Raw genomic sequence first — 20,266 nt, 5'->3', positions numbered from 1 at the left:
CTCTTATCCTTCCTGCTCAATCTGGGTTAACACGCTGCGCAGCGCCGGGCCGTATTCATATTTGCCCGGACAAACGTAGGTGCAGAGCGCCAGATCTTCTTCATCCAGCTCCAGACAGCCCAGCGCCTGGGCGCTATCGCTATCGCCGGCAAGCAGATCGCGCAGCAATATGGTCGGCAGAATATCCAGCGGCATTACCCGCTCATAGTTGCCGATCGGTACCATCGCCCGCTCGCCGCCGTTAGTATCAGTGGAAAAATTAAAGCGCTTGCGCTTAAAGAAATGACCAAGGGTGGTGCGGGTAATCGAGAACTTCTCTTTGCCCGGCATCACCCAGCCAAACAGCTCTTTTTCACGGCCTTCTCGTACCACGCTGACCTGCAAATGGTAGCGCCCGAGGAAGGCGTGAGGGCCGCAGGCGTGGGTGCCGCTCAAGACAGAACCGGAAATAACCCGGTTTTCATCATCCACCAGCTCGCCCACCAGCAGCTCATCGAGGCTGGCGCCGAGACAGGTTTCCAGCAATCGCGGCTGTTTTACCTGCGGGCCGCCAAGGGCAATGACGCGTTCGCTGTACAGCTCGCCGTCGAGGAACAGTCTGCCGATGGCAATGACCTCCTGATAGTTGAGATGCCAGACCAGTTTGGTCAGGCTGACCGGCTCAAGGAAGTGAATGTGCGTACCGGCAAGCCCTGCCGGATGCGGGCCACTAAACTGGTTGAATGTCACCTGCCCGGCGGGATGGCCGCCCAGCTTGCCGCCGCTGGCCTGACAGACGTGGACTTTACCGTCCGTCAGGTGCGTTAGCACCGTCAGACCGGCATCAAAGGCTTCACGCTGGGCGAGGATAATCGGCTGCGGTTCAGCCGCCAGCGGGTTGGTATCGATAGCAGTGACGAAAATAGCCGCCGGAACGCTACCCGGCGCGGGAATTTTGCTGAAAGGACGGGTACGAAACGCCGTCCACTGCCCGGATTCCAGCAGCTGTTGCTGCACTGCTTCCCGTGGCAAATCGTTAAGATCTTCTAATGCATAGCGGGTAAACGACACCGCCTCATTGCTGCCGTCGATATCAATCACCACCGATTGCAGCACCCGGCGCTCGCCGCGATGAATGGCGCTGACCACCCCACTGGCTGGCGCGGTAAAACGTACCCCGGCGTTCTTTTTATCTTCGAACAGCACCTGGCCTTTTTGCACCCGATCGCCTTCGCTCACGGCCATCGAGGGGCGCATGCCGACGTACTCCTCGCCGAGCAGCGCGACGCGTTTCACCGCAGGCCGGGGCGAGATCTGCTGTAATGGCATGCCAGCTATGGGCAAATCCAGCCCTTTCGTGATTTTAATCATATCGTTAGCAGGTATCCGTAACCTAAACCCCGGCTCAAGCCGAGGCCAGCATTATTGATGGAATATCAGAATAAGAAAGGAATAGCGGTGCCACGGGGGCACAAGACGGGAGAGAAGCATCCTTTCTTACCCTGGTCATAAACGGCGGGAGTGTAACATTTTGTGAGTGGCAGAAGTAGGAAAAGCGCCAATAAGTGCTTCTAAAATGCGAGCTATTGCGCAAAGTTCTCACTGCGCTTTGCGGCAATATTCGCTATAAAGGAACATTAAATTGTAAACGCAGCCACACCGTGCTTGCGAAAAACTGCCGTGATGCTAATGTGAGCGCTCTAAATCCAGAAAACTCTGATTTCGGGTATCTCTTGCCGTCCTGGCATGTGGTTTTTTGTTTTATCAAGGAACAAGCAGTATGCGCAAAATCGCATTCTTTATTGCGATGCTTCTGTTGCCGTGCGTGTCATTTGCTGGGTTACTCAGCAGTAACAGCCCGACAACGCCGGTTAGCAAAGAATATAAACAGCAGTTAATGGGCTCTCCCGTTTATATCGAGATCTTCAAAGAAGAGCGGATGCTCGATCTCTACGTCAAAATGGGCGAAACCTACCAGCTTCTCGATAGCTACCGGATCTGTAACTACTCCGGCGGCCTCGGGCCGAAGCAACGCCAGGGCGATTTCAAAAGTCCGGAAGGATTTTATAACGTCTCGCGCAGTCAGCTAAAACCAGACAGCCGCTTTTATAAAGCGATCAATATCGGCTTCCCGAATGCCTACGATCGCGCGCACGGCTATGAAGGTAAATACCTGATGATCCACGGCGCCTGCGTTTCCGTCGGCTGCTACGCGATGACCGATACCGGCATTGACGAGATCTTCCAGTTTGTCACCGGCGCGCTGGTATTTGGCCAGCCAAGCGTGCAGGTCAGCATCTACCCGTTCCGCATGACCGACGCCAACATGGCGCGACATAAGTTCTCGTACTATGCGGATTTCTGGAAGCAGCTGAAGCCAGGCTATGATTACTTCCAGCAGACCCACAAACCGCCGGTGGTTTCGGTGATGGATGGCCGCTATATCGTCAGCAAGCCGCTCAGCCACGAGGTTATCCAGCCGCAGCTGGCCTCAAACTATACGCTCCCCGAGGCAAAATAACGCCCACTCGCCTGGCATGATTTTATTCCAGGCCTCATTGCCGGTCAGCGGCTGAGTGGCGATAACGGAGACCACATCGTTTGGTGTGGTCTCACGTTGAAAATCAATTTCCACATCCTGATCCAGTAGCTTCGCCACGCCAAACGGCGCCCGACGGGTGATCCAGTACAGGTTGGTTGAACAGTACGCCATCACATAGCGCCCGTCCGATAACAGCATATTAAACACGCCCTTCTCGCGCATTTCGCCCGCCAGCGTCGCGATGTATTTAAACACGCCGACCATATTGCCAGGCGTGCGCGGATAGCGCTCGGTTAAACGGTGCAACAGCCAGCAGAAAGCCGTTTCGCTGTCGGTCTCGCCCACCGGGCGGAAATTTCCCGTCTTCAGCGATTTATAACCCTTGAGCTGCCCGTTATGGGCGTAGGTCCAGTGGCGGCCCCACAGTTCGCGGGTGAACGGATGGGTGTTCTCCAGCGCCACTTCGCCACGGTTGGCCTGACGGATATGGGCAATGACGGAACAGGATTTAATGGGATAATCCTGTACCAGTTTGGCTATTGGCGACTGAAAGCTCGGCTGCGGATCTTTAAATGTGCGACACCCTTTCCCTTCGTAAAAGGTAATACCCCAGCCGTCTTTATGCGGCCCGGTGCCGCCCCCGCGCTGAACCAGCCCGGAGAAGCTAAAACAGATATCGGTCGGCACATTGGCGCTCATCCCGAGCAATTCGCACATAGATCACCTCATACCACTGCACAAAATATCCTGCCGCTAAAGCCTTGTCGCCGCGGCTCCTCAACATGGAAGCCACGGCGCCGTCATCATGGCAAGTTAAGCTTTAACCATCTCTTTTTCGATCAACATAATCAGAATATGAATCACCTTAATGTGAATCTCCTGAATGCGATCGGCGTAACCGAAATGCGGTACGCGAATTTCCACATCGGCGGAACCCGCCATTTTGCCGCCGTCTTTACCGGTCAGGGTGATCACTTTCATTCCCTGCGCGCGCGCGGCTTCAATCGCTTTGATCACGTTGCCGGAGTTGCCGGAGGTGGAAATGCCCAGCAGAACATCGCCTGCGCGGCCAACAGATTCAACATAGCGGGAGAAGACATATTCATAGCCAAAATCATTACTCACGCAGGACAGATGGCTGACGTCAGAAATAGCGATCGCCGGATAACCAGGGCGGTTCTCGCGATAACGCCCGGTCAGCTCTTCCGCAAAATGCATCGCATCGCAATGAGAACCGCCGTTGCCGCAGGAAAGCACTTTACCGCCAGCTTTGAAGCTATCCGCCAGCAGTACCGCCGCGCGCTGGATAGCGTGAATGTTGGCCTCGTCCTGCAGAAAGTTGGCCAGCGTTTCCGCGGCTTCGTTCAGTTCGTTACGAATAAGATCCTGGTACATGAGGATAATCCTTCAGTATTGGTTGGAATAACCCTGGCAGTGTACCGGATAGCCGCCGAAGCGAGAAGCAGCAGGCAACGTTATCCCTCGTCCTTTTGATTTTACGTGCCGCTTTTCCAGCCAACAATGTGAGCAAGGTTGTAATTATTTTGTAAACACATTGCTAAAACAAATTACATCCACTACAACCAATACATCACAAGTGGTCAGACCTCCTACAAGATAAGGGAGCATTTCTCTATGATGATTTTGAGTATTGTTGCAACCGTAGTGTTACTCGGCGTGCTCTTCTATCACCGAGTCAGCCTGCTTCTCAGCAGCGTGATTTTGCTCGCCTGGACCGCGGCGCTCAGCGTGGCGGGGCTGTGGAATATCTGGCTGCTGTTGCCGCTGGCGATTATCCTGCTGCCGTTCAACTTTGCGCCGATGCGTAAATCCCTTTTCTCCGCCCCGGCATTCCGCGCCTTCCGCAAAGTAATGCCGCCGATGTCGCGTACGGAAAAAGAAGCAATCGATGCCGGCACCACCTGGTGGGAAGGCGATCTGTTCCGCGGCAACCCGGACTGGCACAAGCTGCATAACTATCCGCAGCCGCGCCTCACCGCCGAAGAGCAGGCTTTCATCGACGGCCCGGTAGAAGAAGCCTGCCGCATGGCGAACGACTTCGAAATTACCCATGAAATGGCGGATCTGCCGCCGGAGCTGTGGGCGTACCTGAAAGAGCATCGCTTCTTTGCGATGATCATTAAGAAAGAGTACGGCGGCCTGGAGTTTTCCGCCTATGCCCAGTCTCGCGTACTGCAAAAGCTGTCCGGCGTTTCCGGGATCCTGGCGATCACCGTCGGCGTGCCTAACTCCTTAGGGCCGGGCGAACTGCTGCAACATTACGGTACCGAAGAGCAGAAAAATCACTACCTGCCGCGCCTGGCGCGTGGTCAGGAGATCCCATGCTTCGCGTTGACCAGCCCGGAAGCGGGCTCCGACGCCGGCGCGATCCCGGATACCGGCGTAGTCTGTATGGGCGACTGGCAGGGTCAGCAGGTGCTGGGGATGCGCCTGACCTGGAACAAGCGCTATATCACCCTCGCGCCAATCGCCACCGTACTGGGCCTGGCTTTCAAACTCTCAGACCCGGACCGTCTGCTGGGCGGCGAGGAAGAACTCGGTATCACCTGCGCGCTGATCCCTACCTCAACGCCGGGCGTGGAAATTGGCCGTCGTCACTTCCCGCTGAACGTACCGTTCCAGAACGGCCCCACTCGCGGTAAAGATATTTTCGTACCGATCGATTACATCATCGGTGGCCCGAGCATGGCCGGCCAGGGCTGGCGTATGCTGGTTGAGTGCTTGTCCGTGGGACGCGGCATTACTCTGCCGTCCAACGCCACCGGCGGCCTGAAATCAGTCGCTATGGCGACCGGCGCCTACGCCCACATTCGCCGTCAGTTCAAAATCTCGATTGGTAAAATGGAAGGGATCGAAGAGCCGCTGGCGCGTATCGCAGGCAACGCCTACGTAATGGACGCCGCCGCTTCGCTGATTACCTACGGGATTATGCTTGGCGAGAAACCGGCGGTGCTGTCGGCGATCGTTAAATATCATTGTACCCACCGCGGCCAGCGTTCAATCATAGACGCTATGGATATTACCGGCGGTAAAGGCATCATGCTGGGCGAAGGCAACTTCCTTGCCCGCGCTTATCAGGGCGCGCCGATCGCCATTACCGTTGAAGGGGCGAATATCCTCACCCGCAGCATGATGATCTTTGGTCAGGGGGCGATTCGTTGCCATCCGTATGTACTGGATGAGATGGCCGCCGCGCAGAACAATGACGTTAACGCCTTCGATAAGCTGCTGTTTAAACATATCGGCCATGTCGGTAGCAACAAAGTACGCAGCTTCTGGCTGGGCCTGACTCGCGGCCGCACCAGCAGCGCGCCGACCCGTGATACTACACGCCGCTACTATCAGCACATGAATCGCCTGAGCGCCAACCTGGCCCTGCTGTCGGATGTATCAATGGCGGTACTGGGCGGCAGCCTGAAGCGTCGCGAACGTATCTCCGCGCGTCTCGGCGACGTGCTGAGCCAGCTTTACCTGGCATCGGCGGTGCTGAAACGTTATGACGATGAAGGCCGTAATGAAGCGGATCTGCCGCTGGTCCATTGGGGCGTGCAGGATGCGCTGTATCAGGCAGAGCAGGCTATCGATGACCTGCTGAAGAACTTCCCGAACCGCTTTGTCGCCGGCGCGCTGCGTCTCGCCATCTTCCCGACCGGCCGTCACTACGATGCGCCGTCCGACAAGCTGGATCATAAAGTGGCGAAAATTCTGCAGGTTCCGAGCGCGACCCGCTCTCGTATCGGTCGCGGCCAGTACCTGACGCCAAGCGAACATAACCCGGTTGGCCTGCTGGAAGAGGCGCTGCTGGATGTGATGGCGGCGGACCCAATCCACCAGCGCATCTGCAAAGAGCTGGGTAAAAATCTGCCGTTCACCCGCCTGGATGAGCTGGCCACTAATGCGCTGGCCAAAGGGTTAATTAATCAGGAGGAAGCCTCGATTCTGACCCGTGCGGAAACCAGCCGTCTGCGCAGTATTAACGTTGATGATTTCGCGGCGGATGAACTGGCGACCAAACCGGTAAAGCTGCCGGAAAAAATCCGCAAGATTGAAGCGGCATAATAGCAGCAATACTCCACATCACGACGAAGGCGGGGAATTTCCCCGCCTTTTCTTTTGTTACTCCCCCGCCAAAGTAGCATTTTTTTAACAAAATATTCCATGCCGCCTCCCGCTGCTGATATGGTATTAAAATTAGCTTATGCCCTCTTCATAATGGAGTTCACCACTGTGTCTGGCTTGAAAATTACGCTGTTGCAGCAACCGCTGGTGTGGATGGATGGTCCCGCCAACCTGCGCCATTTCGATCGTCAGCTGGAAGAAGTGAGCGGGCGCGACATCATTGTGCTGCCTGAGATGTTTACTACCGGATTTGCCATGGAAGCGGCGAAGCAGTCGATGCCGCAGGGAGAGGTCGTTGAGTGGATGCTGGCGAAAGCGGAGCAGACCAACGCAATGATTGCCGGTAGCGCGGCCTTGCAGACCGAACGTGGCCCGGTGAACCGCTTTCTGCTGGTAGAGCCCGGCGGTAAAATGCACTTTTACGATAAGCGTCACCTGTTCCGCATGGCGGATGAGCATCACCATTATGAGGCAGGTACTGAGCGAGTGGTCTTTGAATGGCGCGGCTGGCGAATTCTGCCGCTGGTATGTTATGACCTGCGCTTCCCGGTATGGTCGCGTAACCACAACGATTACGACCTGGCGCTGTATGTCGCTAACTGGCCAGCCCCGCGTTCGCTGCACTGGCAATCGCTGCTGGTCGCCAGAGCAATTGAAAACCAGGCCTACGTCGCCGGCTGCAACCGCGTCGGCACCGATGGTAACGGCCACCATTATCGGGGCGATAGCCGTATCATCAGCCCACAGGGAGAGATTATCGCTACCGCCGAACCGCATCAGGCGACGCGGCTCGATGCCGATCTGTCGTTGGCCGCGCTGCAGGAGTATCGCGAGAAATTTCCGGCCTGGCAGGATGCCGATCCCTTCACAATCGGCTAAACACTTTTCGGGAGCCGCTGCGCTCCCTTTTTATTCCACTACGATCCGCAAAGCGCAGTAGACCAATAACGCTGCCAATACCCAGTTCAGTTGCCGCCCGTACAACAAAAACAGGCGCTGAAACAGATGCCCCGCCAGAGCCCAGCATAGATTTCCCAGCGCGCCAATCGCCGCCAGCAGCAGACTCACGCTGATGAGCCAAATCGGCTCGCGGGTAACGGGCAGGACAAAGGTAGAGAGCGCGGTGATGCCATAGAGAATAATTTTTACGTTGACGAACTGCAGGCCCAGGCTCGCCCAGAAACCCACCGGCTCTGTACTCAGCGCGCCTGCCCCCGGTTTGCTTTTGGCTATCTGCCAGGCCAGCCACAGGATATACGCCGCGCCAATCCATCCCAATATCCGGGTAAATCGCGAGTCGAGTTCCACCAGCGAAAAGGTTAAAGCCGCGCAAATCAGCATAGTGATAATAAAACCAATGCTCATCCCCGCCAGCACCCGCAGACTGCGGCGTAAGCCATGGGCGGTGACGCTGCTGAGGGCAAGAATATTATTGGGGCCGGGAGTCAGCGCGGTTATCAGGGTATAAGTCAAAAAAGCACTAATCAAAGCTGGGGTCACTTGTCTTCTCCTTCGTTTTGGCAGACAGTACCCGAAGCTATTCATTTAAAAAAATGAATGTTTTCTGATTCTGAATTCGATAATTTCGATAGTTGGTGGCGAAATGGATCTGCGGCGTTTTATTACTCTCAAGACGGTAGTGGAAGAAGGCTCGTTTTTACGCGCGGCGCAAAAACTATGCTGTACGCAATCCACGGTGACCTTTCATATTCAACAGCTTGAGCAAGAGCTTGCCGTTCAGCTGTTTGAAAAAATTGGTCGCCGCATGTGCCTGACCGAATCCGGTAAAAAGGTGCTGCCGCACGTCCATGAACTGGCGAGGGTGATGGAAACCATTCGTGAGGCGGCTCGCGAGGATAGCGAACCGGCTGGTGAGCTGCGCGTTGCCTGTGGGGAAACCCTGCTGGCCTATAAAATGCCGCAGGTGCTACAGCGCTTTAAACAACGGGCGCCGCAGGTACGCTTATCATTGCAATCACTTAACTGTTATGTCATCCGTGATGCGCTACTCAACGATAGCGCCGATTTGGGCGTGTTTTATCGGGTTGGCAACGATGACGCGTTAACCATGACAAGCTTTGGCCAGCAGCCGCTGACGCTGGTCGCCTCGCCGCGGCATCCGGCGGTCGATTTTACCCGCTGCGGGCAACATATCCCGCTGAGCTTTGTTATCAATGAGCCACAGTGCGTATTTCGGCAAATTTTTGAAAGCACGCTGCGCCAGCGCGCCATTACCCTGGAAAATACTATTGAGCTCTGGAGTATCGAAAGTATTAAGCAGTGCGTGGCGAGCAATCTTGGCGTCAGCTATCTGCCGCGTTTCGCCGTTGAGGAAGAGCTTAAGCGCGGTACGCTGGTTGAACTCCCGTTCAGCGATATTCCACTCACTATTAACGCGATATGCGCCCATCACGCCGGTAAAGTGATTAGCCCGGCAATGCGGGTATTTATGCAGTGTGTTGAGGAGGCGTTAGGGGCGGATTAAATGATAATTCCCCCAAACGACGAAGGCCTGAATCATTGCTGATTCAGGCCTTCTGAATAGTGGCGGAACGGACGGGACTCGAACCCGCGACCCCCTGCGTGACAGGCAGGTATTCTAACCGACTGAACTACCGCTCCGCGTTGTTGTTCCGTTGGGAACGAGGCGAATATTACGGTTTCCCTACATCGTCGTCAACGCTTTTTCTTCACTTTTGAATCGTTTGCTGCAAAATTAGCCCGCCCGCCTATTTTTAGCGCATATTACCGGCAATCAGGCACGCCACAGGCAGCTTCCGCCCTTCTTTTGCACCAGGTCGAGACGCGATTCATGGTCCGCCAGCTCGCTATCAGAGGCATAAACCACGCGTAATTTACTGGCGGCGCGGACAACGCGCTGTATTCCAATATCGCCGGCCTGCTGTTGGCCTTCTCCTTCCATCGAAAACGCCATGCTGGTCTGCCCACCGGTCATCATCAGATAGACGTCAGCCAGAATCTGGGCATCGAGCAACGCGCCGTGCAGCGTACGCTTGCTGTTGTCTATTTCATAACGTGAACAGAGCGCATCAAGGCTGTTACGCTTGCCGGGGAACATCTTACGCGCCAGCGCCAGGCTATCGGTGACCTTACAAAAGGTTTCCGTTTTCTCAATGCCGCGGTTCAGCTTTTTGAATTCATAATCCATAAAGCCGATATCGAACGATGCGTTATGGATGACCAGCTCCGCGCCGCGGATATACTCCATGAACTCATCGGCAACGTCGGCAAATGTCGGCTTATCCATGAGGAATTCATCGGCAATACCGTGAACGCCGAAGGCTTCAGGGTCCACCAGCCGGTCGGGCTTCAGGTAAACATGGAAGTTATTACCGGTGAGGCGACGGTTGATCACCTCTACGGCGCCGATCTCGATGATCTTATGCCCTTCATAGTGGGCGCCGATCTGGTTCATACCGGTGGTTTCGGTATCGAGAACAATCTGTCGTGTAATTGCAGTGCTCATAGCGGTCATTTATGTCAGACTTGTCGTTTACATATCGATTTCAATTACAGGAAGTCTACCAGAGATGCTCAAACAGGTAGAAATTTTCACCGATGGTTCTTGCCTGGGGAATCCAGGGCCTGGCGGCTACGGCGCTATTATGCGCTATCGCCAGCATGAAAAAACCTACAGCGCGGGCTACCGCCTGACGACTAACAACCGCATGGAACTGATGGCTGCCATCGTCGCTCTCGAAGCGCTTAAAGAGCACTGCGAAGTGGTGCTAAGTACCGATAGCCAGTACGTCCGCCAGGGGATAACCCAGTGGATCCATAACTGGAAGAAACGCGGCTGGAAAACGGCGGACAAAAAGCCGGTTAAAAATGTCGATCTGTGGAAACGCCTTGATGCCGCTCTCGGCCAGCATCAGATTAAATGGGAATGGGTCAAAGGCCATGCCGGACACCCGGAAAACGAACGCTGCGACGAACTTGCGCGCGCCGCTGCGTCTAACCCCACGCTGGACGACGTCGGCTACCAGCCGGAAAGCTAATTCCCCCCGTCGCGCCACTGCCTGGTGGCGCCAACGGCCGGACGCAGCTGCGTCTTCGCCTTCCCGGACTTCATCGGATTTAGCGTCAACGGAATGGTTCTTTTCCGCGCGACGATCATTTGCAAACATCCCAAAGCAGGCAGATGAGTACTTAGCATTTTTCCCCCCTGCTTCGACCAGGGCAGCACCTGATAGCGACCGTAGTGCAGCACCTCAAAATTGAGCAGCGCCAGCCAGTCAAGCTGTCGCGTCATGGTAAACATCCGGCTGTTATAGGGGATAGTTTTTCGCAGAACCGGCGTCACTTTGCGCAATCCAATCAGGCTCAGCGGGTTAAAAGCAGTCAAAATCATCCAGCCATCGTCAATCAGCACGCGGTCAGCTTCGCGCAACAGCCGGTGCGGATCGCTGCACCATGGCAAAGTATGCGCCAGTAAACAGGCATCCACCGATTTGGCGGCGAAAGGAAGAGACAGCGGGTCGGCTTTGACCTGGATCGGACTTCCCCCCAGCGAAACGTTCACCTGATGGGAGATCGCGCAGGCTTCGGTATTGATTTCCGCGCTCAGATTGCCAATCTTAAGTAGATGAAAGCCATATAATTTAGCCAGCCACGGTTTCATATGCCGTTCCAGCGACTCGCGATAGTATTCACCCCACGGCATACTGGACCAATGCTCTGGAGCTGTAATTGTATGAGGTATCCTTGCCGGCTTCATCGCAACCTTCCGCAACGCTTTGAGAGGTAATTTATGAATCTTATCAGTATTCCTGCATTTCAGGACAACTACATCTGGGTTGTTAGCGACGATAGCCGTCGTTGTGTGATAGTCGATCCCGGTGAAGCCGCGCCGGTACTCGCGGCCATTGAAGAAAACAACTGGCAGCCAGAAGCGATTTTGTTAACCCACCATCACCATGATCATGTTGGCGGCGTGAAAGAACTGCGGCAAAAATTTCCGCAACTTGTGGTTTACGGGCCGGCAGAAACCCAGGATAAGGGAAGCACGGATATTGTATCTGATGGCGATAGCATTACTCTTTTGGGTCACGAATTTTCTATTTTCGCCACGCCAGGTCACACATTAGGACATATCTGTTTCTACAGCAAACCTTATCTATTTTGTGGCGATACAATGTTTTCCGGCGGCTGCGGCAGGCTGTTCGAAGGTACAGCAGATCAAATGTATCAATCATTTATGAAAATAAATGCGCTTCCCGCTGACACCCTAATTTGTTGCGCACATGAGTACACTTTAGCAAACATGAAGTTTGCATTGAGTATCCTGCCAGATGATATGGATATAAAGGATTACTACCATAAAGTTAAGGAGTTACGCGCAAAAAACCAAAAGACACTACCCGTTACTCTGAAAAATGAACGCCGTATAAATTTATTTTTACGTACGGATGACAATGATTTAATTAAAGAAATATCCAAAGAAACAAATTTGCAACACTCAGCGCAGAGATTTGCATGGTTAAGGTCAAAGAAAGATGACTTCTGAGATTTAACGCTTGTCATCCTCGGCCTTCACCGTTATCCTTGCTCGTCTTTTAAGCAACTATTGACACACACATGAAGGCACGAGCGATATTACTCGCCTCTGTCCTGCTGGTAGGGTGCCAGGCGTCGAAGCACGACGGCACCGTAGAACAGCGAGCACAGAGCCTTTCTGCAGCTGGTCAAGGGGAAGCAGGCAAGTTCACAAGTCAGGCGCGATGGTTAGATGATGGAACCCTCTACGCGCAAGACCAGGATCTGTGGACTTCCATAAGCGACGAGCTAAAGATGGGTATTCCGGAAAACCCCCGGATTCGCGAACAGAAACAGAAGTACTTACGTAATAAGAGCTATCTCCACGATGTAACTTTACGGGCTGAACCGTATATGTACTGGATAGCCGGGCAAGTTAAGAAACGTAACATGCCAATGGAACTGGTATTACTACCCATAGTGGAGAGCGCTTTTGACCCACACGCAACGTCTGGCGCCAATGCCGCAGGCATTTGGCAGATCATTCCGAGCACAGGGCGCAATTATGGTTTAAAACAGACCCGCAGTTACGATGCGCGTCGTGATGTCGTCGCGTCCACTACCGCGGCGCTGGACATGATGCAACGTCTGAACAAAATGTTCGACGGCGACTGGTTACTGACCGTCGCAGCATATAACAGCGGCGAAGGCCGGGTAATGAAGGCCGTGAAGGCGAACCGTTCGCGTGGTAAACCCACCGATTTTTGGTCGCTCTCGCTGCCGCGTGAAACCAAGGTCTACGTGCCAAAAATGCTGGCTTTGAGCGATATTCTCAAAAACAGCAAGCGTTACGGCGTGAAGCTGCCAACGGCTGATGAAAGCCGTGCGCTGGCGCGCGTTCGCCTCGATAGTCCGGTTGAGATTTCTCAGCTCGCGGACATGGCAGGAATGCCGGTCAGCAAGCTGAAAACCTTTAACGCCGGCGTAAAGGGTTCAACGCTTGGCGCTAGCGGGCCAAAGTACGTTATGGTGCCTCAGAAGCACGCGGCTCAACTGCGTGAGTCTCTGGCCTCTGGCGACATTGCCGCCGTACAGCCGACGCAGCTAGCTGACAATACGCCGCTGACCAGCCATAGCTACAAGGTACGTTCTGGCGATACGATTTCCGGGATTGCTTCGCGTCTCGGCGTCACCACCAGGGATCTGCAGCAGTGGAACAACCTGCGCGGTTCAGGGTTGAAAGTTGGACAGAATCTGGTTGTCGGCGCAGGCAGCAGCGCGCAACGTCTGGCGAACAACAATGATAGCATCACCTATCGTGTTCGTAAGGGCGACTCGCTATCGAGCATCGCAAAACGCCACGGCGTCAATATCCGCGACGTTATGCGCTGGAACAGCGATACCGATAACCTGAAGCCTGGGGATCAGCTAACGCTGTTTGTGAAGAACAACGACAGACCTGAATCCTGATTTCAGAATAATGAGAAAGGCACCGATTCCCCGGTGCCTTTTTTATTGCCAGCGCTACACTGCTTTATGCGCTTCAAACATGATGGTATCGCTGGTAAACGATCCATCCTGCTGTAATTCGAAGTAGGCTTTAACCTCCGCCGATGCACTCTGCTGATATAAGCGAATCGCCTCCGCCAGCGCTTCTGGCGTGCGCATCCGCGCGACCCAGGAGCTAAATTCCAGCGGCAGACGATCGGTCAATAAATGATTGATCGCCAGGCCTGCGTCGTTGGCCAGCGCCAGCCACTCGCCGCTGGAGTAATTACGCACGTGCGAGGTGTCGCGCAGGGCCTCTACGGTCTGCAGCCAGACATCACGTACCGGATGCCCCGGAGACATTACGTCCATCATGATCATCACCCCGCCCGGCTTCAGCACGCGTTTCACCTCGCGCAGCGCCTGGCCGACATCATGCCAATGGTGAGCGGAGTAGCGGCTAATCACCACATCAAAACTGGCGTCGGCAAACGGCAGCATTTCAGCATATCCCTGCTGAGTGACGATGTTAGTAAAGCCTTTGTCTTTTGCCGCCTGAGCGACAACCTCCAGCATCTGGCTCGATAAATCATACGCGGTAACCTGCGCTACCTGGCCGGCAGCGGTAAAACTGGCGTGCCCTGCCCCGCATCCCATATCCAGCAACGTTGCCTGCGGGAAATCCGCCAGCCGTTCCGCCAGACGCTGCAGATCGCGCCCGGAGGCGTGTACGGCGCTGGTCAGATAGGCGCTTGCCTGTGAGCCAAACTGCTTTTCGACGTTGTCATGATGAGAGCGTGTTGTCATTGTGTTGTCCTTCGGTGGTTTGAGTAATAAAGGGCAGCATCGTGCTGAACGCAGACCTGCCCGATGGCAGGCCTGACATACCTTAATTAATCAGGCTTGCCGGGACTGAATTCGACTAGTAGCGGGTTGTGATCGGAAGCGCGGGTCACCAGCACGGAGGCATCGTGCACGCTTAAGCCGCGGTAGAACACAAAATCGAGCGGGCGACCAAACGCGCGGCGGCGCTGATCGTCAGAGAAACGAACTTCGCGTAACGACATCTCACGCGCAAAGCGGTACAGCGCGTTCATCCGCGGGCGGCTCCAGGCGTTGAAATCACCAGCCATGATTACCGGCCCGCTGTGATGGGCAATCTGATCGCCAATTGGCAGCAGCTGTTTACTATAGACATCGACGCCAAGACTAAAATTAACCGCATGGATATTCACCACCATTAACAGCCGCGCATCGGGCAGCGGATAAACGGTCACTAACGCCGATTTAGGCAAACGTAAAATAGGTTCGCGCTCGCGCAAGGGACAGCAATAGATGGGGTGAGCGGAGGCCAGCGTCATCACGCCGGAAGGATGCTGCGGCAATACCAGCGCCGGCACCTGATCGGCGGCCAGATAGTTTGAAGTCGCGAACCTGACCAGTTCTGGGGTGGTTTGCGCCTCCTGCAACAGGACCAGATGCGCGTCTTTGCCGAAATTTTTGAGCACTGACTGCCATTCTGCACGCTGCTGCTTAAAGATATTCCACACCAGCACGCGAATTTTCTCATCGCTGCTTAATGGCGCGCCGGCGGGATAAACCGGACTGACGCCCGCAAACGCCCCCGGAGGCAAGATTCTCTCCGCGGGTTGTCCGGCGACATAGCGCATGGCATAGGTATTCTTTCGCAATTTGGGCATTCAACCTCGATAACAGGAAACCAGCCCGACTGCGGCTGGTTCTTCTGTTATAGGGATTTTCCCATACACTTTCAATGCAATTTGCGAGAAAGCCTTATCCTTCGAGAGAAACGGCTGCCGAACGGCGTGGAGATTTATCTAAACGACCGCTCAGTACGACCAGTAGCAAAGCAACCAGCACAATCAGCGCGCCAATCCACGGCGTCTGCGCCAGACCGTACAGCTCGACCGTCTGTCCACCAATGACCGAACCAAGGGCAATACCGATATTAAAGGCTGCGATGTTCAAACCAGAAGCAACATCAACGGCGCCCGGCGTGTATTGTTCAGCCTTTTGTACCACATAGACCTGCAGACCCGGAACGTTGCCGAAGGCGAAAATGCCCATCACCAGTACCGTTGCCAGAGCGGCGTAGTGCAGATTGGCCGTGAACTGGAAGACCAGCAACAGCACCACCAACGCAGCGAAGATAAATTTCAACGCGGCGACAGCGCCATGTTTATCGGCGAGCTTACCGCCCCATACGTTACCGATAGCGACGGAGATACCGTAACCCAGCAGGATCCAACTGACCGCAGACGGGCTAAAGCCAGCCAGCTCCTGCATCATCGGCGCGAGGAAAGTAAATGCGGTAAACACGCCGCCATAGCCCAGCGCGGTAATCGCGTAGATCATCAACAGGCGCGGATGGGTCAAGACTTTCATCTGATCGCGCAGGCTGGCGCCGGCGCGGCCCGGAATATTATTCGGCACCAGGATCAGGCTGCTGATAAGCGCAATGACGCCCAGAATCGATACCGCGAGGAACGTTTCCCGCCAGCCAAAATGCTGACCGATGAACGTCCCGAAAGGCACCCCGGTTACCAGCGCGACCGTCAGGCCGCCGAACATGATAGCAATGGCCGAGGCGGCTTTCTCTTTTGGCACCAGGCTGGTGGCAATCGTCGAGCCGATAGAAAAGAATACGCCATGCGCCAGGCCGGTCAGCAGGCGGGCCATAATCAAAGTTCCATAACCCGGAGCCTGCCACGCTAGCAGGTTACCGGCGGTAAACAACACCATTAACGCCAGCAGGAGCTGCTTACGCGGCATACGCCCGGTTAACGCGGTCAGCACCGGGGCGCCAATCGCCACGCCTAGCGCATAGATGGAAACCAGCAGGCCCGCAGACGGCAGCGAGATAGCCAGTTGTTCGGCGATGGTCGGTACCAGACCGACGATCACAAATTCGGTAGTGCCAATAGCAAAGGCACCGATGGTTAATGCAAGTAGCGCCAGTGGCATAATTTACTCCGTAGCATCAGGATTAAGATGACACGTAGTATGAAGGGATGTTTAAATAACAAAAACCATCAAAATCTCAATAGAATTTTGCTATAGGTGCAACAATGAGAGCCACGTCAGAAGAGATCGCTATCTTCGTCGCCGTAGTGGAAAGCGGCAGTTTTAGCCGGGCGGCCGAGCAGCTCGGGCAGGCAAACTCTGCCGTCAGCCGGGCAGTCAAAAAGCTGGAATCAAAGCTAGGCGTTAGTTTGTTAAACCGGACCACGCGCCAGCTGAGCCTGACAGAAGAAGGCGAGCGTTATTTCCGCCGCATGCAGGTGGTGTTGCAGGAGATGGCGGCTGCTGAGAACGAGCTTCTGGAGACGCGCACCACCCCTCGCGGATTGCTTCGCGTTGATGCCGCCACCCCGGTGATGCTGCATTTTTTAATGCCGCTGGTAAAACCGTTTCGCGAACGTTATCCAGAAATGACGCTCTCGCTGGTCTCCTCGGAAACCTTCATTAATCTTATAGAACGTAAAGTCGACGTCGCGATCCGCGTGGGTACCCTAACCGATTCCAGCCTGCGCGCCCGCCCGCTGTTCACCAGCTATCGCAAGATCATCGCCTCGCCTGATTATATCGCCCGCTACGGCACGCCGGTGAATGCGGAAGATCTTGCGGATCATCTCTGCCTGGGGTTCACCGAGCCTGTCTCGTTAAATACCTGGCCTATTGCCGCCAGCGATGGCCAATTACTGGAAGTCGGTTGCGAAATTACCTCTAACAGTGGCGAAACGCTAAAACAGCTCTGTCTTGGCGGCAATGGTATTGCCTGTCTATCGGATTATATGGTGGATAAAGAGATTGCCAGCGGGGAGTTTGTGGAGCTACTTGCCGACAAGCGCTTGCCGGTGGAGATGCCTTTCAGTGCGGTGTATTACAGCGACAGAGCCGTCAGCACGCGTATCAGGGCATTTATTGACTTTCTGAGTGAGCACGTCAAACAGCTCCCGAAGGAGCTGTAAGAAACTATCGTCCGGCAGCGGCGTCAACCGCCTGCCGGAATCGGTGGATTAATCCCACTTCGGCGCCAGACCTTCCGGGCTTACCAGACGGTCGTTGCAATCCAGCGCGGCAATCGCTTTACGATCTTCATCATCCAGCTTCAGATCCAGCGCTTTCAGGTTGCTCGCCAGATTTTCACGCTTGGTGGAAGATGGAATAACCGCATAACCTTCTCCCATCGCCCACGCCAGAATAACCTGTGCCGGGGTCGCATTATGTTTCGCCGCGATACGGGCAATCACTTCATCTTTCAGCGCCTTACCGTAGGCCAGCGTCATGTAAGAGGTGATGTGGATCCCGTGTTCACGCGCCCAATCGACCACTTTACGGTTCTGCAGGTACGGAGACAGTTCAACCTGGTTGGTCGCGATATTTTCAGCGCCAACGGCAGCGATCGCACGTTCCATCAGTGGAATAGTGAAGTTAGAGATACCGATCTGTCGGGTCAGACCCAGCTTCTTCGCTTCCATCAGCGCAGCCATAAACTCTTCAACAGCAACCGCATCGTTCGGCGACGGCCAGTGAATCAGCGTCAGATCAACATAATCGGTGCGCAGCTTCTGCAGGCTCTCTTTCAGGCTGGCGATCAGCTTGTCTTTACTCAGGTTTTCGATCCAGATTTTGGTGGTGATGAACAGTTCATCACGCGGCACGCCGCTTTCCGCGATAGCCTGGCCAACAGCGGCTTCGTTTTCATAGATCTGTGCGGTATCGATAGTACGATAGCCCAGCTCCAGCGCCATTTTTACAGAGTTGATGACTACGTCGTCTTGCAGACGGAAAGTGCCAAGACCAAATGCAGGGATTGTCATGATTGATGTTCCTCGTTAATTATTCGTTTCGCTTAACTGAGGCCATTATGGGTGAAGGTTGGGTTGGGAAAAAGATCGATAAATGCAGAGGATTTTTGCTGATTTAGCAATAATTGGAATGGAGAAAACAAAAAAGCCCTGAGCAAATGCTCAGGGCTTTTAATAAGTGGCGGAACGGACGGGACTCGAACCCGCGACCCCCTGCGTGACAGGCAGGTATTCTAACCGACTGAACTACCGCTCCACCGAATTTTTTCTACATCTACCGGTTTAATGCCCCGGTTTTACTGCAAATTTGATGCCTGGCAGTTCCCTACTCTCACATGGGGAGACCCCACACTACCATCGGCGCTACGGCGTTTCACTTCTGAGTTCGGCATGGGGTCAGGTGGGACCACCGCGCTAGTGCCGCCAGGCAAATTCTTTGTGCTCGTCCTGTGTCTTTTGCGCTCATACTGCGTTGGCTGCTCTCGCGAATGTCAGTCACATACTTCAGTATGCTCCTTCCATCGCTTCGTTTGCCGCCTTGTCTCAGCGCAAAATACTTCGGACTCTGAATCTAAGCTGAAATTTGTGTCTCTTTCGCCAAAACATCTTCGGCGTTGTAAGGTTAAGCCTCACGGTTCATTAGTATCGGTTAGCTCAACGTATCGCTACGCTTACACACCCGACCTATCAACGTCATCGTCTTTAACGTTCCTTCAGGAGACTTAAAGTCTCAGGGAGAACTCATCTCGGGGCAAGTTTCGTGCTTAGATGCTTTCAGCACTTATCTCTTCCGCATTTAGCTACCGGGCAATGCCATTGGCATGACAACCCGAACACCAGTGATGCGTCCACTCCGGTCCTCTCGTACTAGGAGCAGCCCCCCTCAATTCTCCAGCGCCCACGGCAGATAGGGACCGAACTGTCTCACGACGTTCTAAACCCAGCTCGCGTACCACTTTAAATGGCGAACAGCCATACCCTTGGGACCTACTTCAGCCCCAGGATGTGATGAGCCGACATCGAGGTGCCAAACACCGCCGTCGATATGAACTCTTGGGCGGTATCAGCCTGTTATCCCCGGAGTACCTTTTATCCGTTGAGCGATGGCCCTTCCATTCAGAACCACCGGATCACTATGACCTGCTTTCGCACCTGCTCGCGCCGTCACGCTCGCAGTCAAGCTAGCTTATGCCATTGCACTAACCTCCTGATGTCCGACCAGGATTAGCTAACCTTCGTGCTCCTCCGTTACTCTTTGGGAGGAGACCGCCCCAGTCAAACTACCCACCAGACACTGTCCGCAACCCCGATAAGGGGCCAACGTTAGAACATCAAACATTAAAGGGTGGTATTTCAAGGTTGGCTCCACGCAGACTGGCGTCCACGCTTCAAAGCCTCCCACCTATCCTACACATCAAGGCTCAATGTTCAGTGTCAAGCTATAGTAAAGGTTCACGGGGTCTTTCCGTCTTGCCGCGGGTACACTGCATCTTCACAGCGAGTTCAATTTCACTGAGTCTCGGGTGGAGACAGCCTGGCCATCATTACGCCATTCGTGCAGGTCGGAACTTACCCGACAAGGAATTTCGCTACCTTAGGACCGTTATAGTTACGGCCGCCGTTTACCGGGGCTTCGATCAAGAGCTTCTCCTTACGGATAACCCCATCAATTAACCTTCCGGCACCGGGCAGGCGTCACACCGTATACGTCCACTTTCGTGTTTGCACAGTGCTGTGTTTTTAATAAACAGTTGCAGCCAGCTGGTATCTTCGACTGATTTCAGCTCCA

General features: G+C 54.5%; 18 protein-coding genes, 2 tRNA genes and 2 rRNA genes. 8 read left to right on the top strand and 14 right to left on the bottom strand.

What is annotated here, in order from left to right:
- Positions 1-3 precede the first annotated feature (3 nt).
- Entirely contained in the window at positions 4-1,350 is a 1,347-nt protein-coding gene (locus tag ABLV08_RS03645; protein WP_047057049.1) for a Na(+)-translocating NADH-quinone reductase subunit A, read from the bottom strand.
- A gap of 409 nt (positions 1,351-1,759) precedes the next feature.
- On the opposite strand from ABLV08_RS03645, the gene dpaA reads away from it, so the two are divergent.
- Complete coding sequence (gene dpaA, locus ABLV08_RS03640; RefSeq protein WP_015704469.1) at positions 1,760-2,500, top strand: peptidoglycan meso-diaminopimelic acid protein amidase; 741 nt, start codon at positions 1,760-1,762, stop codon at positions 2,498-2,500.
- Here the strand turns inward: dpaA and ABLV08_RS03635 are convergent.
- Entirely contained in the window at positions 2,471-3,238 is a 768-nt protein-coding gene (locus tag ABLV08_RS03635) for a class II glutamine amidotransferase (RefSeq protein ID WP_015368120.1), read from the bottom strand. The genes dpaA and ABLV08_RS03635 overlap by 30 nt on opposite strands.
- A gap of 96 nt (positions 3,239-3,334) precedes the next feature.
- Positions 3,335-3,916: a D-sedoheptulose 7-phosphate isomerase gene (gene lpcA, locus ABLV08_RS03630; RefSeq protein ID WP_004099149.1), complete on the bottom strand. Its 582-nt coding sequence runs from the start codon at positions 3,914-3,916 to the stop codon at positions 3,335-3,337.
- Between the two features lie 240 nt (positions 3,917-4,156).
- Here lpcA and fadE point away from each other — a divergent pair, with 240 nt between their 5' ends.
- Both fadE and ABLV08_RS03620 read left to right on the top strand, forming a co-directional pair.
- Positions 4,157-6,601 (top strand): acyl-CoA dehydrogenase FadE, encoded by a 2,445-nt coding sequence (fadE, locus tag ABLV08_RS03625; RefSeq protein ID WP_015368121.1) that lies wholly within the window; start codon positions 4,157-4,159, stop codon positions 6,599-6,601.
- 168 nt (positions 6,602-6,769) lie between these two features.
- Positions 6,770-7,540, top strand: coding sequence for an amidohydrolase (locus tag ABLV08_RS03620; protein ID WP_182015136.1), 771 nt, complete (start codon positions 6,770-6,772; stop codon positions 7,538-7,540).
- Between the two features lie 30 nt (positions 7,541-7,570).
- Here ABLV08_RS03620 and eamB read toward each other — a convergent pair whose 3' ends face one another.
- Entirely contained in the window at positions 7,571-8,161 is a 591-nt protein-coding gene (gene eamB / locus ABLV08_RS03615) for a cysteine/O-acetylserine transporter (RefSeq protein WP_032707488.1), read from the bottom strand.
- A 103-nt stretch (positions 8,162-8,264) separates the two neighbouring features.
- On the opposite strand from eamB, the gene ABLV08_RS03610 reads away from it, so the two are divergent.
- Positions 8,265-9,146, top strand: coding sequence for a LysR family transcriptional regulator (locus tag ABLV08_RS03610; RefSeq protein ID WP_348855577.1), 882 nt, complete (start codon positions 8,265-8,267; stop codon positions 9,144-9,146).
- Positions 9,147-9,206: 60 nt separating this feature from the next.
- On the opposite strand, the gene ABLV08_RS03605 is transcribed toward ABLV08_RS03610, so the two are convergent.
- Both ABLV08_RS03605 and dnaQ read right to left on the bottom strand, forming a co-directional pair.
- Positions 9,207-9,283: transfer RNA gene (locus ABLV08_RS03605), tRNA-Asp, on the bottom strand.
- Between the two features lie 133 nt (positions 9,284-9,416).
- Positions 9,417-10,148 (bottom strand): DNA polymerase III subunit epsilon, encoded by a 732-nt coding sequence (dnaQ, locus tag ABLV08_RS03600; protein ID WP_015368125.1) that lies wholly within the window; start codon positions 10,146-10,148, stop codon positions 9,417-9,419.
- Positions 10,149-10,212: 64 nt separating this feature from the next.
- On the opposite strand from dnaQ, the gene rnhA reads away from it, so the two are divergent.
- Positions 10,213-10,680 (top strand): ribonuclease HI, encoded by a 468-nt coding sequence (rnhA, locus tag ABLV08_RS03595; RefSeq protein ID WP_015368126.1) that lies wholly within the window; start codon positions 10,213-10,215, stop codon positions 10,678-10,680.
- On the opposite strand, the gene ABLV08_RS03590 is transcribed toward rnhA, so the two are convergent.
- A complete protein-coding gene (locus ABLV08_RS03590) occupies positions 10,677-11,399 on the bottom strand; it encodes a class I SAM-dependent methyltransferase (RefSeq protein WP_015704466.1) in 723 nt (240 codons plus the stop codon). The two genes, rnhA and ABLV08_RS03590, sit on opposite strands and share 4 nt — an antisense overlap.
- 33 nt (positions 11,400-11,432) lie before the next feature.
- Here ABLV08_RS03590 and gloB point away from each other — a divergent pair, with 33 nt between their 5' ends.
- A complete protein-coding gene (gloB, locus tag ABLV08_RS03585) occupies positions 11,433-12,188 on the top strand; it encodes a hydroxyacylglutathione hydrolase (RefSeq protein ID WP_015704465.1) in 756 nt (251 codons plus the stop codon).
- A 71-nt stretch (positions 12,189-12,259) separates the two neighbouring features.
- Positions 12,260-13,627 (top strand): murein transglycosylase D, encoded by a 1,368-nt coding sequence (mltD, locus tag ABLV08_RS03580; protein WP_032705449.1) that lies wholly within the window; start codon positions 12,260-12,262, stop codon positions 13,625-13,627.
- Positions 13,628-13,681: 54 nt separating this feature from the next.
- Here mltD and ABLV08_RS03575 read toward each other — a convergent pair whose 3' ends face one another.
- From ABLV08_RS03575 to ABLV08_RS03565, 3 genes are all read right to left on the bottom strand, one after another.
- On the bottom strand, positions 13,682-14,452 hold the full coding sequence (locus ABLV08_RS03575) for a class I SAM-dependent methyltransferase (RefSeq protein ID WP_032707483.1): 771 nt from the start codon (positions 14,450-14,452) through the stop codon (positions 13,682-13,684).
- Positions 14,453-14,538: 86 nt separating this feature from the next.
- Positions 14,539-15,336: an endonuclease/exonuclease/phosphatase family protein gene (locus ABLV08_RS03570; RefSeq protein WP_015704463.1), complete on the bottom strand. Its 798-nt coding sequence runs from the start codon at positions 15,334-15,336 to the stop codon at positions 14,539-14,541.
- A gap of 103 nt (positions 15,337-15,439) precedes the next feature.
- On the bottom strand, positions 15,440-16,630 hold the full coding sequence (locus tag ABLV08_RS03565; RefSeq protein ID WP_015368132.1) for an MFS transporter: 1,191 nt from the start codon (positions 16,628-16,630) through the stop codon (positions 15,440-15,442).
- Between the two features lie 104 nt (positions 16,631-16,734).
- Between ABLV08_RS03565 and yafC the strand changes: the two genes are divergently transcribed.
- The gene (gene yafC, locus ABLV08_RS03560; RefSeq protein WP_015368133.1) at positions 16,735-17,637 is read left to right on the top strand and encodes a DNA-binding transcriptional regulator YafC; all 903 of its coding nucleotides are present in this window, start codon (positions 16,735-16,737) and stop codon (positions 17,635-17,637) included.
- 48 nt (positions 17,638-17,685) lie between these two features.
- On the opposite strand, the gene dkgB is transcribed toward yafC, so the two are convergent.
- The 4 genes from dkgB to ABLV08_RS03540 form a co-directional block, all read right to left on the bottom strand.
- Complete coding sequence (dkgB, locus tag ABLV08_RS03555) at positions 17,686-18,489, bottom strand: 2,5-didehydrogluconate reductase DkgB (RefSeq protein WP_032712664.1); 804 nt, start codon at positions 18,487-18,489, stop codon at positions 17,686-17,688.
- A gap of 167 nt (positions 18,490-18,656) precedes the next feature.
- Positions 18,657-18,733, bottom strand: a tRNA-Asp gene (locus ABLV08_RS03550).
- Between the two features lie 56 nt (positions 18,734-18,789).
- Positions 18,790-18,905: ribosomal RNA gene (gene rrf, locus ABLV08_RS03545) — 5S ribosomal RNA — on the bottom strand.
- Positions 18,906-19,095: 190 nt separating this feature from the next.
- Positions 19,096-20,266, bottom strand: a 23S ribosomal RNA gene (locus ABLV08_RS03540); the annotation flags it as partial.

It is taken from the genome of Klebsiella sp. CN_Kp088 (assembly GCF_040064335.1).
In the GTDB taxonomy this organism is placed as follows: domain Bacteria; phylum Pseudomonadota; class Gammaproteobacteria; order Enterobacterales; family Enterobacteriaceae; genus Klebsiella; species Klebsiella aerogenes.
Note: the sequence above shows the minus strand (reverse complement) of the source record. Positions and strands in the feature narration are given on the sequence as shown.